This is a genomic window from Actinophytocola sp. (genome assembly GCF_036378875.1).
GTDB lineage: Bacteria > Actinomycetota > Actinomycetes > Mycobacteriales > Pseudonocardiaceae > Actinophytocola.
The window spans coordinates 31,885-44,210 of record NZ_DASUVO010000009.1 but is presented as its reverse complement, the minus strand read 5'-3'; the positions used below and the strand labels follow the sequence as shown (position 1 = coordinate 44,210).

Below are 12,326 nucleotides of genomic sequence, written 5' to 3'. Positions count from 1 at the left end.
CGGGTGAGCTTGAGTTTGTGGGTCGTGTTGATGAGCAGGTGAAGATTCGGGGGTTCCGGGTTGAGCCTGGTGAGATCGAGGCGGTGTTGGCCGGGCATCCGGCGGTGGCGCATGCGGTGGTGGTGGTGCGTGAGGACCGTCCGGGGGACAAACGTTTGGTCGGTTATGTTGTTGCCGCGGGTGACGTGGATTCTGCTGAGTTGCGGGGGTTTGTGGCGGAGCGGTTGCCGGAGTACATGGTGCCGGCGGCCGTGGTGGTGTTGGACGCGTTGCCGGTGACCCCGAACGGGAAGCTTGATCGTCGGGCGTTGCCTGCTCCGGACTTCACAAGGGAGCAGGGGTATCGGGCGCCGAACACCCCGGTGGAGGAGTTGTTGTGCGGCGTGTTCGCCGACGTGCTGGGGCTCGAGCAGGTCGGGATCGACGACAACTTCTTCGACCTCGGTGGCGACAGCATTGTGTCGATCCAGGTGGTCAGCAGGGCCCGTGGCCTGAGCGTGGACATGACACCCAGACACATCTTCGAACACAAGACCATTCGGCGTATCGCCCAGCACGCCACGCTGAGTGGGAAGTCCCGCCCCACAGCGGACGACGGCGTGGGACCGGTCGAGATCACCCCCATCATCGCGTGGATGAAGGAGCGGCTGGGTGCGGCCCGGACCTTCCACCAATCCATGCTGGTTCAGACCCCCGCGACCGCCGACCTGGACCGGCTCGTCGAACTTCTCCAGACCGTGCTCGACGCACACGACGTTCTGCGCCTGCGAGTCGACCTGGACGTCGATCCCTGGCGGCCGACCGTCCAGCCAGCGGGCTCGATCGCGGCGTCCGACTGTGTTCGACGGTGCGATGTCGCCGGCCTGGACGACGCCACCTGGCCCGAGCTGTACTCGGCACACCTCGCCGAATCGGTCGAACGTCTCGACCCGTCAAACGGGCGGATGGTCCAGTGCGTGTGGTTCGACGCAGGCGAAGGTCAACCAGGAACGCTGCTGATCACGGTCCACCACCTCGCGGTCGACGGGGTGTCCTGGCGCATCCTGCTGGACGACCTCTCGGCCCTGTGGGAACAGTTGGCGCAGGGCCGCGTGCCGGCGCCCGCGCCGGTCAGTACCTCGTTCCGGCGATGGTCCGACCTCCTCGCGCAGGAGGCGCGATCGCCGAAGATCACGAACGAGATCCCGTTCTGGACTGGAGTGTTGGCAGGAGCCGGCCGCACGTTCACGGAGCGTTCCTCAGGGCAGCCGAACGTCCGGGCCATGGCGTTCACCCTGCCGAGCACCTGGACGGAGTCCCTCCTCGGCCGGATCCAGGCGGCCTACCACTGCGGCACCAACGAAGTCCTGCTCACCGCCCTGGCACTCGCGGTCGAACAGTGGCGTCAGGAGTCCGAACAGGACAGTGACGGGACACTGCTGCTGGACCTCGAAGGCCACGGCCGGGAGGACCAGCTGTTCCCCGAGGTCGACCTGACTCGAACCGTGGGATGGTTCACCAGTCTGTTCCCCGTTCGGCTGCGCCCCGGGTCGCTTGACTGGCCGGAGATCTGGTCGGGTGGCAACGCCATCGGCGAGGTGCTCCTGCGGATCAAGGAACAGCTGCGTGCGGTACCGAACCGCGGCATCGGCTATGGCCTGCTGAGGTACCTCGAGAACGAGACCGGCGCGCACCTCCGGCAGTACCCGGACCCGCAGATCGGCTTCAACTACCTCGGCCGCTTCACCAGCAACACCAGCGGCGAGCCGGCCACGGGCGATGGCGACTGGAAGATCGTCAACGATCCCTCCCTGGCCGGTGCGGATGGTTCGGCGTACCTGACGCATGCGCTGGAGATCAACGCGACCACCCTGGAAACTCCGGCCGGCCCGGAGCTGAGCTCCGTCTGGACCTGGGATGACGGAGTCCTCCCCGAACACGAGGTCCGCAGACTCGGTGAGCTGTGGGAGCGCGTGCTGGTTCTGCTGGCCGAGCACGTCCAGGACCCGGAAGCCGGCGGACACAGCCCATCGGACTTCGACCTGGTCAGCTTGGACGAGCAGCAGTGGGAAGCGGTCTCCGCCCGCTACCCGGGCCTGGTCGACGTGTTGCCGCTGTCGGCCCTCCAGGAGGGCTTGCTCTTCCACGCCCTGTTCGATCGACAGGGCACCGATGTCTACGTCGTGACACTGGGCCTGGATCTCGACGGCCCGGTCGACGCCGCCGCACTGCGACTGGCCGCTGCGCGGTTGGTGGACAGAAACGCGAACCTGCGTTCAGCGTTCTGGAGCGAAGGGGTCGATGTTCCCGTTCAGGTGGTGCTGCCCGATGTCACGGTTCCCTGGGTGGAACACGACCTGAGCGGAATGGCGCCGGCCGAGCGCGAGGCCGAACTGGCGCGGCTCCAAGCAGAGCACGCGGAGGCACGTTTCGACGTCACCTGTCCTCCGCTGGTGCGGTTCATGCTCGTCCGGCTGGAGAACGAGCGGTACCGGTTCGTGCTCACCTGCCACCACATCCTCGTGGACGGCTGGTCGCTTCCCTTGGTACTGAGGGAACTGTTCGCGTCGTACCGGTCCGGCGCGGAGGTGCCCGCCGGCAGACCGTACCGCGACTACCTCGCGTGGGTGGCCGGGCAGAACCGGGACAGGTCCCGGGCCGCCTGGGCGCAGGCACTGTCCGGTGTAGACGAACCGACGTTGTTGTCGCCGGACCGGCCTGGCGAGGTCTCGGCTCCCGAACAGCTCGTGGCAGCGGTCCCCGAGGACCTGGTCGGAGAGTTGGCCGAGTTGGCCGGTCGCTGCGGGGTCACGGTGAACACCGTGGTCCAGGCCGCGTGGGGCACGCTGCTGGGCGCCATGACCGGGCGCGAGGACGTGGTGTTCGGCGCGACGGTGGCCGGCCGCCCGCCAGAGATCCCCGGTGTGGAGTCGATGATCGGCCTGTTCATCAACACCGTCCCGGTTCGGGTGCGGCTGCGGATGGCCGAGACGGTCACTGACATGCTGGCCAGGCTGCAGGCGGAGCAGGGCGCGATGATGGCCCACCACCATCTGGGACTCACGGAGATCCAGCAGACCATCGAGATGGGCACACTGTTCGACTCGGTCGTCGTGTTCGAGAACTATCCGGTGGACAGTGGGCTTGCCGCCTCCCTCACCGACGGCACCGGCCTGACCATCAGCGGTGTCCAGGTCAAGGACGCCACCCACTACCCGCTGAGCCTGATGGTGCTGCCCGGAGACGGCTTCCGGCTGCGGGTGGGCTACCAGCCGGCCCTCTTCGACAGCACCACCGTCGAACTGCTCGTGGCCCGTTTTCTGCGCGTGCTGCGCGAGTTCGTCCTCGGTCCCGAAAGGCCGATGGCCGAGGTGGATCTGCTCTCGCCCGTCGAACGGGACCGGGTCGTCGTCGGGTGGAACGACACCGCTGTCGACTGGCCGGTCCCCTCGGCGACCCTGCCCGACCTGTTCGAGGACCGCGTCCGCCGTGACGGTGCCGCCGTCGCGGTGGTCCACGACGGTACGGAGGTGTCGTGCCAGGAGATCAACGCTCGCGCCAACCGGTGGGCGCGAGTCCTGGTCGAGCACGGCGCCGGCCCCGAGACCGTGGTGGGAGTCGCGATCGGACGCTCGGTGGACATGGTCGTCGGCCTCCTGGCGATCCTGAAGTCCGGCGCGGCGTACGTGCCGGTCGACCCGGACTACCCGGTCGACCGCATCGAGTTCATGCTGGCCGACGCCGATCCGTTGCTGGTGCTGACCACGCGGGCGCTGGCCGACCGGTTTCCGGGCAACAGCCCCGCGGTGTTGGTGGACGACCCCCGGGTCTCGCACCAGCCGTCGCACGACCTGGCCGACATCGACCGGATCGCGCCACTGACCCCGCACAACCCGGCCTACGTCATCTACACCTCCGGATCCACCGGGCGGCCCAAAGGTGTGGTCCTCACCCACGAGAGCCTGGCGAACCTGATCCAGTGGCATCGCCGGGAATGGCACGGCGAAGCGGGCGCGGTGGCCGCTCAGTTCACCTCCACCAGCTTCGACGTCTCGTTCCAGGAGATCTTCGTCTCGCTCGTACTCGGCCGCGTCGTCGGACTCGTCGACGACGAAACACGCTCCGATCCGGAGAAGTTCGTTTCCTGGCTGGCCGAAGTCGACGCGACCGACCTGTTCGTCCCCAACTCGGTGCTCGAGTCCCTGGCCACGGCGGGTGGCGAGGTCCGGTTCCCTTCCCTGAAGCGAGTCATGCAGGCCGGCGAGGAGCTGAAGTACGGTCCCGCACTGGCATCCCTGTTGCGCGACAACGGGAACATCCAGCTCATCAACAACTACGGCCCGTCGGAGACGCATGTGGTGACCAGGCACGTGCTCGGTTCACCCGAGAGCGGGCAGAAGATCCCCATCGGCGGTCCGGTGGCGAACACGCGGGTGTTCGTGCTGGACGGCGGCCTGCGCCCAACTCCGGTCGGTGCGCCAGGAGAGCTGTACGTGGCGGGGACGCAGCTGGCTCGCGGGTACTGGGGTCAGTCCGGTCTCACGGCCGAGCGGTTCGTCGCGTGCCCGTTCGGCGACGGCGAACGGATGTACCGCACCGGCGACGTGGTCCGGTGGCTTCCCGACGGGGAACTGGAGTTCCTCGGCCGGAACGACCAGCAGGTGAAGATCCGTGGCTTCCGAGTGGAACCCGGCGAGGTCGAGTCCGTGCTGGCTGGTCACCCCGCGGTCGCCAACGCCGTGATCCTGGTCCGCGAGGACCGTCTGATCGGCTACGTGGTGCCCGCCGCCGACGCCGTGGTGGACCCGGCGCGGCTGAGGGACTTCGCCGCGGCACGGCTACCGGACTACCTGGTGCCGAGGGCGGTCGTGGTCGTGGCCGCGATACCCCTGACCCCCAACGGAAAACTGGACCGCAGAGCGCTGCCCGATCCGGACTTCACAGCCGGACGGTCCCACCGGGCACCCGGCACTCCGACGGAGGAGCTGCTGTGTGGCGTCTTCGCCGAGGTGCTGGGACTCGACCGGGTCGGCGTCGACGACAGTTTCTTCGACCTCGGCGGCCATTCGCTGCTCGCGACACGTCTCGTGAGCCGTGTCCGGTCGCTGCTGGACGTCGAGCTCTCCGCACGGGCGCTGTTCGAGTCGTCCACTGTGGAGGCGTTGGCGCGCCGTCTCGACGACGGCGCCGGAAGCGGCACGCCCGGACTGGTTCCGTTGAACCAGTCCACCAGCGAGGTCACCCTCTTCTGCGTCCACCCGGGAGCCGGGAACGTGTGGCCCTACGTGCCGTTGGCCCAGGAGCTGAGCGCGACCTGCAAGGTCTACGGACTCCAGGCCCGCGGGGCAGGGACGGGCGAAGTACCGCTGCACAGCATCGAAGCCATGGCGGACGACTACCTCTCGCAGATCGAGAAAGTCCAGCCGACCGGACCCTACCGGCTCCTGGGCTGGTCCCTGGGCGGGGTCATCGCGCAACTCATGGCGATCAAGCTGACCGGCAAGGGCGAGACGGTCTCCCTGCTGTGCATGCTGGACAGCCACATAGGCGCCACGGTCGACGGACCCGACACCGGGCAGCTCGAGATGAGTACCGACGACTTCCGCGCCGAACTGGAGACTTTCGTGCGGGCGGCCGGAACGCGGACCGTCCACGAGGAGGCGCTGGTCGCGGAGCTCTACGTGAACACCCGCCAGGTATACGAGAAGAACTACGAACTGTGGAAGGCGTACACCCCGGAGACATACCACGGCGATGTCCTGTTCTTCAGCGCGGCGTTGGACGAGGTGTCGGAGGACGCCACCGTCAACGCCTGGCTGCCCTACGTCGCAGGGAACATCGAGCACCAGAAGATCCACTGCTCCCATGACGACATCGTCACGGAGCCGCACATGAAGTCCGTCGTCCAGTCCGTTTCCGCGAAGCTCACCGGCAGGGAAGTGAGGAACCAGTAATGACCAATCCCTTCGACCGAGAAGACGGCCAGTTCTACGTCCTGAAGAACTCCGAAGGCCAGTATTCGATCTGGCCCGACTTCGCGCCGGTCCCGGCGGGCTGGGACATCGTGATGGAACCGGCCAGCAAGGTGACCTGCCTCGCCCACATCGAAGAGGAATGGACCGACCTGCGGCCGCAGAGCGCCCGCTGACCCGCCGCCTCCACCAGGCTCCGGCGACCAACGCGGTCGCCGGAGCCTGGTCCGGCGCTGGAAGGAGCATGACGGTGGACGTTGACCTCGCGGATTCGCGGCTGTACGCGAGCGAGGAGCCGGAACGGATCTGGCAGGACCTGCGCCGCGCGGGCGGGCCGGTCAGGGCGGACGAGGGCTACTGGGTGCTCACCCGCTACGCCCACGTGGAGTCCGTGTTCCGAAGAACTGCCGCGTTCTCGTCGGAGAAGGGCATGCAACTCGGTGCCGACCGGACCAGCGCCGCGATGGCGGCCGAGGCCGCGGCGGGCAAGATGCTCATCGTCTCGGACGGCGCGGCGCACAGCGAGATCCGCAAGGCCATCGGCGCGGCGTTCACCCCGAAGATGATCCGCAGGCTCACCGAGAGCACCCTGGCGATCGCCCGCGACCTGGTCGAGTCGGCGGCCACCGGAGAACCCGTCGACTTCGTCGCCGAGGTCTCGGCTCCTCTCCCGGCGACCGTGATCTGTGACCTGCTCGGCGTGCCGGCCGCCGACCGGGCGTGGATCAGCCGCGTCACCCAGACCGCGTTCGGCGATCCCGACGAGACCGAGCAGGTGGTCGCGCACGCCGAGCTGTTCGACTACTGCGACCGCCTCGTGCGGATGAAACGCGACGAACCCGACGACGACGTGGCGACCGCCCTGGCGACAGCCACCCTGGGCGGGCAGCCGATGAGCCAGGAGGTCGCCGTCCTCAACTGCCACGGCCTGATCTCCGGCGGGAACGAGACGACCAGGCACGCGGGCAGCTTCGCCGCGCTGAGCACGTTGACCTGGCCGGAACAGTGGGAGCTGTTGAGGGCGGGCGAGGTGGCGGTGGACCACGCGGCCGAGGAGATCCTCCGGTTGTCCTCCCCGGCCAACCACGTCATGCGGATGGCCGTTCTGGACCACGAGATCGGTGGGGAGACCATCCGCGCCGGTGAGCTCGTCACGCTCTGGCTCGGTTCGGCCAATCGGGACGAGGAGGTCTTCGAGGAGCCCGACTCGTTGCGGTTCGCCCGTCGCCCGAACCGACACCTGACGTTCGGGCTGGGTGTGCACTTCTGTCTCGGGGCCTTCCTGGCCCGGCTGGAAGTGCGGTCACTGATCAGCGCTCTGGCGGGATTCTCGGTCGAGCTCGTGGGCGAGCCAGACCGGTTGGTGTCGAACGTCCTGCGCGGGTACAGCCGGGTGCCGGTGATCCTCACCCGACGGTGAGCGGAGCACGCCTGGCGGGAGCCAAGCTTACGGCCATTTCAACGGCGGTGTGAAATGCGTTGTTTTCTCATTTCACCGGAAACTTCTGTTTCCACATTCGTATTGTGGCATCGATTCCTGCGGCCGGTCCGGTCCTTGCCTAGCGGAACGTGACTGCGGCGATCGACTGCTTTCACCCGTTCGGAGGCGTGGTGAAAAAGTTCTACTCCCGATAGGGTGCCGAACCTCATTTTTGGTCCATCTAAAGAAACTGCTGGAAACATTTGGCAGGAGATTGCGGCCCCAACCGCCGGTGCGGCCGCTATCCTGCGGTATGGGTGGTATCAGGGGGTTCGCACCCCGCGCCGATGTAGCCTGCTCTCGGACGGGAAAGTAAATTGATGATCAAAGTTGAGCTGGTTCAGTGTGTGCAGGGAGCCAGGGCGGCCACGGAATGGCAGCTCGTGCTCCACCGGGTCTCGGCGTTATCCGAGCGCGAGCTGGAAGTGTTCCGCCTGCTCGCGCTCGGCCGGTCGAATCGGGAGATCTCTGCCGAGTTACGTGTCACCGAACGCACGACCAAGGCGCACGTGACACAGATTCTCACGAAGCTCGACGTGGAATCCAGGCTCCAGGCCGGCCTGGTGGCGTTCGCCTGGCAAGTGATCGCCTGGAACGGTTGGCACGTGACGGTCCCGGCCGCACCCTGCCGGCCGGGTGTCGCCGAAGTCTCGGAGGTGTTCGCCGTGCCGAGGTCACGGGACGCCGAGGAGGCGCAGCACGGCGGCCGTGGCGGCCGCGGCGAGGATCACGACGGCGAACGGTGCCTTGCGCCACGCGAGTACCCCGCCCACCAGCACACCTGCTGGGCGCGCGATCCCCGCGAAAACGCCACCCTCGGTGAGCCCGGAGGTGACCACGAGCGCGGCGAGTAGCACAACCGACGCCGTCTCGAGGAGCCTCGTGGCGCGCGGCGGGAAGGTGATCTTGCTGCGCAGAGCCGGTCCGGCGAAGCGGAACGCGAAGGTCCCGACGGCCAGCACCGCGATCGCGCCCATCAGGAGTGCGGGGGCGGCCATCATGTCGGTCATCGCGCGACCTCCTCACGGGACTTCGGCACGCTGAGCAGCACACCCGCCAGCGCGATCAACACAGGGAGCCCCGCAGGCAGGAACGGGGTCGTCGCGAGCGCGAGTACCCCACCGGCCACCGCCGAGGACAACGTGGCGCGCTCGCGTAGTGCGGGCAGGATCAACGCAAGCAGCACCGCGGGAAACATCGCGTCAAGGCCGAGCGCGTTGGTGTCGGGCACGACGGTGCCGATGACGCCCCCGAGCGCGGCGCCGAGCGGCCAGACCACGAGGATGCCGAGTCCGCACGCCCAGTAGGCGGCCCGCTTGCGCGCCATCTCCTCCTGGCCGATGGCCATGACCACGGTCTCGTCGTTCAGCAGGTGCACGCCCAGCAGGCGCCGCCAGCCGTGGCCGAGCACGTCCGGCACCGCGAGGCCGTACGGGATGTGTCGCACGTTGACCAGGAGCCCGGCGAGGAGGGCGGTGATCGGGCTGCCGCCGCTGCCGACGATGCCGATGAACAGGAACTCGGATCCGGCGGCCAGCACGAGCGCGCCGAGCACCACCGGCAGCCACCAGGGAAACCCGGCCGCGACCGCGGTGGCGCCGTAGGAGAGGCCGATCAGGCCGACGGCCGCGCACATCACCGTCGCGTCGACCAGGAGGCGTCGGTCAAGCGCTTTCCACAACGAACGCATGGGCATATGGTGGCCGTGCACTCAGTCGTTCGTCAAGCGAAACGATCGTTCGATGTAGCGAACGAACCTCAATGTCCCATCCCGAGCCCGCCGTCCACGGGCAGGATCGCGCCGGTGACGTAGGCGGCCTCGGGCGAGGCGAGGAACCGCACCGCGGCGGCGACTTCCTCGGGCTGGGCGAGGCGGCGCATCGGGATCTGGGCGAGCAGGCCGGTTCGTACCCGCTCGCCGAGCCCGCGCGTCATGTCCGTGTCGACGAACCCGGGCGCCACCACGTTGCACGTGATCCCGCGGGAACCCAGCTCGCGAGCACAGGAACGGGCGAACCCGATCAGTCCGGCCTTCGTCGCGGCGTAGTTGGTCTGGCCAACGGCGCCCCGCATCCCGTTGACCGAGGAGACCAACACGATCCGACCGTCCCGGTTGGCGAGCATACCCTCGGTCGCACGCTTCACGAGCCGGAATGTCGCGGTCAGGTTGGTCTCGACGACGGCCGCGAAGTCCTCCTCGCTCATCCTGGGCAGCACGTTGTCGCGCGTGATGCCGGCGTTCGCGACGAGCACCGCCACGGAACCGTGCGCCTCCTCGACCTCCTTGTAGGCCTGCTCGACCTGCTCGGGGTCGGTGATGTCGCAGCGCACCGGCAGCGCGCCGAGCGCGGTCAGCTCCTCCGGCGGTGCCCCGGTGCGGTAGGTGAAGGCAACCCGGTCGCCCGCCCGCGCGAGCGCTGTGGTGACGGCGCGTCCGATGCCGCGGTTGCCGCCGGTGACGAGGACGGAGCGAGTCATGACGCCCCCGCACCAGCTGCGTGGCGCCGCAGCGCCCGACGATTCGTTCCGCAAGCCCCGCTCATGACACCTCTCAGATCTTGTGGACCCAGCCGTACGGGTCGGGACGACGGCCGGTCTGGAGGCCGGACAGTTCGTTCCTCAGCCGGGTGGTGACCGGGCCGGGCGTGCCGTCGCCGATGACGAAGTCGCCGCCCTCCGACCGAACCCGGCCCACCGGCGTGATCATGGATGACGTGCCGGACGAGAACACCTCGGTGAGCTTTCCGTCCGCCGCGGCCGCCCGCCAGTCCTCGACGCTCACCGGCCGCTCGGCCACCCCGTACCCGAGGTCGGCGGCGAGGGTGAGCACGGAGTCCCGGGTGATCCCGGCGAGCAGGGTACCGTTCAGCGGCGGCGTCACCACCTCGTCGCCGAGCACGAAGAACAGGTTGCTGGTACCCATCTCGTCGACGAAGCCGCGGTCGAGCCACACCACCTGGTCGCACCCGCGCTTGACCGCTTTCTGTTGCGCCAGCAGCGTTCCGGCGTAGTTGCCGCCGCACTTGGCGGCCCCGGTGCCGCCCGGCGCGGCACGGGTGTACTCGGTCTCGAGCCACACGGTCACAGGGCCGCCGGAGAAGTACGCGCCAGCCGGCGAGGCGATCACCACGAACAGGAAGGACTGCGACGGTTGGTAGAAGCCGAGCGTCGGCTGCGTCGCGATCATCAGCGGGCGCAGGTAGAGGCTGTGGCCGTCCGTGGCAGGCACCCAGTCGCGATCGGCGGCCACGAGTGTCTCCAGCGCGCCGACGAAGAGGTCCGCCGGCACTTCCGGCATGGCCATCCGGTACGCGGACGCGGCGAACCGCTCCGCGTTGGCGTACGGCCGGAAGAGCACCACCGACCCGTCCGCCGTCCGGTAGGCCTTCATCCCCTCGAAGATCTCCTGCCCGTAGTGGAACACCTGCGCGGACGGGTCCAGCACCAGCGGCCCGTACGCGCACAGCGTCGCGTCGTGCCAGCCCTCCTCCGCCGACCAGCGGGTGGTGATCATGTGGTCGGTGAACACCTCACCGAACGGGGCGCCGGTCATCCGCCGCTCGCGCTCGGCGGCGGGCGTCGGTTCGACCTCCTCGACCGAGAACCGTGTGCTCAACCGGTCACCTCCTCATGTGCGCGGCAGCGTTGCCGTTGCGCGCCAAGGCCTTCGATCTCGACCTCGATGACATCACCTGGTCGCAGATACGGCTCGTCCGGCCGGCGCAGGGCGACGCCGGCCGGGGAACCGGTGAGCACCACGTCACCCGGCCGCAGGACCATGAACTGGGTCAGGTACCAGATCAGCCACGGTACGGCGAACACCATGTCGCCGGCCTTGGCGTCCTGCATCGGTTTCCCGTTGACGCGGGTGGTCAGCCGCAGCGCCGTCACGTCGCCCGACTCCTCCGGCGTGACCAGGTACGGGCCGAGCGGCGCGAACGTCGGGAACGACTTGCCCTTCACCCACTGCCCACCCCGGTCGAGCAGCCATGACCGCTCCGACACGTCGTTCGCCGTGCAGTACCCGCTGATCACCGCGGTGGCTGCGTCCTCGTCGGGCAGGTACCGCGCCTCGGCGCCGATGACCACGGCCAGCTCGACCTCCCAGTCCACGCGTTTCGCGCCGGGCGGGATGACCAGGTCGTCGTGCGGGCCGGCGAGTGACCACGGCGACTTGGTCGAGATCACCGGCTCGGCGCCGATCGGCATATCGGCCTGCGCGGCATGGCAGCGGTAGTTGAGGCCGACCGAGATGATCTGGCCACCGGCCGGCACCGGCGGGCCGGTCCGCACCTCGTCGAGGCGCACCTCCGGCAGTTCGTGCGCCGAGCGGGCGAGCCGGCCGGCCATCTCGGCCAGCGCGTCCGGCGCCAGTGCGTCGCCGGTCCAGTCCGGCACCCAGTCGGACAGGCACCGCACGACCCCGTCCCGGTCCACCGCACACGGTCGCTCGGCGTCCTTCGGTCCTGTACGCAGCAGGCGCATCAGCCGACCTCGCGATACTTCTCGAAGAACCCGACCTCCGCGTCGGTGAGCCGGCGCGGCCGGTTCTTCCGGTAGTCGAACGGCGCCATCACGGTCGACGCCCGCGCACACAGCCGGTCGCCGTCGCGGACCTCGTACGACACCGTGACGGTCGCGCTCCGCAGGTCCGACACCCACAGCTCGATGTCCACCGGCTCGTGCCGGTGGGTGAGCCGGTCGAGGTAGTCGATCTCGTTGCGGACCACGACCGAGCCGTCCCGGAAGAACGCGTCGCCGTCGGTGGGCGCCATCCGGAAGATGAAGTCGACCCGCGCCTCTTCCAGCAGGCGCAGGTACATCACGTTGTTGACGATGCCGTAGACGTCCATGTCCGCCCAGCGCAGCGGGCAGCGGTACAGGTGGCGTGTCAT

At 68.6% G+C, this 12,326-nt stretch carries 9 protein-coding genes and 1 pseudogene; 4 read left to right on the top strand and 6 right to left on the bottom strand.

The window, feature by feature from the left end:
- The first annotated feature begins 17 nt into the window (after positions 1-17).
- The 4 genes and pseudogenes from VF106_RS02960 to VF106_RS02945 all read left to right on the top strand — a co-directional run.
- Positions 18-5,933: a non-ribosomal peptide synthetase gene (locus tag VF106_RS02960; protein ID WP_330837973.1), complete on the top strand. Its 5,916-nt coding sequence runs from the start codon at positions 18-20 to the stop codon at positions 5,931-5,933.
- Positions 5,933-6,127: an MbtH family protein gene (locus VF106_RS02955; protein ID WP_330837972.1), complete on the top strand. Its 195-nt coding sequence runs from the start codon at positions 5,933-5,935 to the stop codon at positions 6,125-6,127. The genes VF106_RS02960 and VF106_RS02955 overlap by 1 nt, the downstream gene beginning before the upstream one ends.
- A gap of 68 nt (positions 6,128-6,195) precedes the next feature.
- Positions 6,196-7,371, top strand: a complete 1,176-nt coding sequence (locus tag VF106_RS02950; protein WP_330837971.1) for a cytochrome P450 — start codon at positions 6,196-6,198, stop codon at positions 7,369-7,371.
- Positions 7,372-7,751: 380 nt separating this feature from the next.
- Positions 7,752-7,979: pseudogene (locus VF106_RS02945) on the top strand (response regulator transcription factor); the annotation flags it as partial.
- A 126-nt stretch (positions 7,980-8,105) separates the two neighbouring features.
- Here the strand turns inward: VF106_RS02945 and VF106_RS02940 are convergent.
- From VF106_RS02940 to VF106_RS02915, 6 genes are all read right to left on the bottom strand, one after another.
- Positions 8,106-8,441, bottom strand: coding sequence for a branched-chain amino acid transport AzlD family protein (locus tag VF106_RS02940; RefSeq protein WP_330837970.1), 336 nt, complete (start codon positions 8,439-8,441; stop codon positions 8,106-8,108).
- Positions 8,438-9,121: an AzlC family ABC transporter permease gene (locus tag VF106_RS02935; RefSeq protein WP_330837969.1), complete on the bottom strand. Its 684-nt coding sequence runs from the start codon at positions 9,119-9,121 to the stop codon at positions 8,438-8,440. Before VF106_RS02935 ends, VF106_RS02940 begins: the two co-directional genes overlap by 4 nt.
- Positions 9,122-9,189: 68 nt before the next feature.
- Complete coding sequence (locus VF106_RS02930; RefSeq protein WP_330837968.1) at positions 9,190-9,909, bottom strand: beta-ketoacyl-ACP reductase; 720 nt, start codon at positions 9,907-9,909, stop codon at positions 9,190-9,192.
- A 73-nt stretch (positions 9,910-9,982) separates the two neighbouring features.
- Positions 9,983-11,047, bottom strand: a complete 1,065-nt coding sequence (locus tag VF106_RS02925) for a branched-chain amino acid aminotransferase (protein WP_330837967.1) — start codon at positions 11,045-11,047, stop codon at positions 9,983-9,985.
- Positions 11,044-11,916, bottom strand: coding sequence for a fumarylacetoacetate hydrolase family protein (locus tag VF106_RS02920; protein WP_330837966.1), 873 nt, complete (start codon positions 11,914-11,916; stop codon positions 11,044-11,046). The genes VF106_RS02925 and VF106_RS02920 overlap by 4 nt, the downstream gene beginning before the upstream one ends.
- Positions 11,916-12,326, bottom strand: coding sequence for an acyl-CoA thioesterase (locus VF106_RS02915; RefSeq protein WP_330837965.1), 411 nt, complete (start codon positions 12,324-12,326; stop codon positions 11,916-11,918). The genes VF106_RS02920 and VF106_RS02915 overlap by 1 nt, the downstream gene beginning before the upstream one ends.

Excerpts from the sequence above, each read along its gene's own strand:
- VF106_RS02955 (WP_330837972.1), top strand. The coding sequence starts at position 5,933 with ATGACCAATCCCTTCGACCGAGAAGACGGCCAGTTCTACGTCCTGAAG.
- VF106_RS02950 (WP_330837971.1), top strand. The coding sequence starts at position 6,196 with ATGACGGTGGACGTTGACCTCGCGGATTCGCGGCTGTACGCGAGCGAG.
- VF106_RS02940 (WP_330837970.1), bottom strand. The coding sequence starts at position 8,441 with ATGACCGACATGATGGCCGCCCCCGCACTCCTGATGGGCGCGATCGCG.
- VF106_RS02935 (WP_330837969.1), bottom strand. The coding sequence starts at position 9,121 with ATGCGTTCGTTGTGGAAAGCGCTTGACCGACGCCTCCTGGTCGACGCG.
- VF106_RS02930 (WP_330837968.1), bottom strand. The coding sequence starts at position 9,909 with ATGACTCGCTCCGTCCTCGTCACCGGCGGCAACCGCGGCATCGGACGC.
- VF106_RS02920 (WP_330837966.1), bottom strand. The coding sequence starts at position 11,916 with ATGCGCCTGCTGCGTACAGGACCGAAGGACGCCGAGCGACCGTGTGCG.
- VF106_RS02915 (WP_330837965.1), bottom strand. The coding sequence starts at position 12,326 with ATGACACGCCACCTGTACCGCTGCCCGCTGCGCTGGGCGGACATGGAC.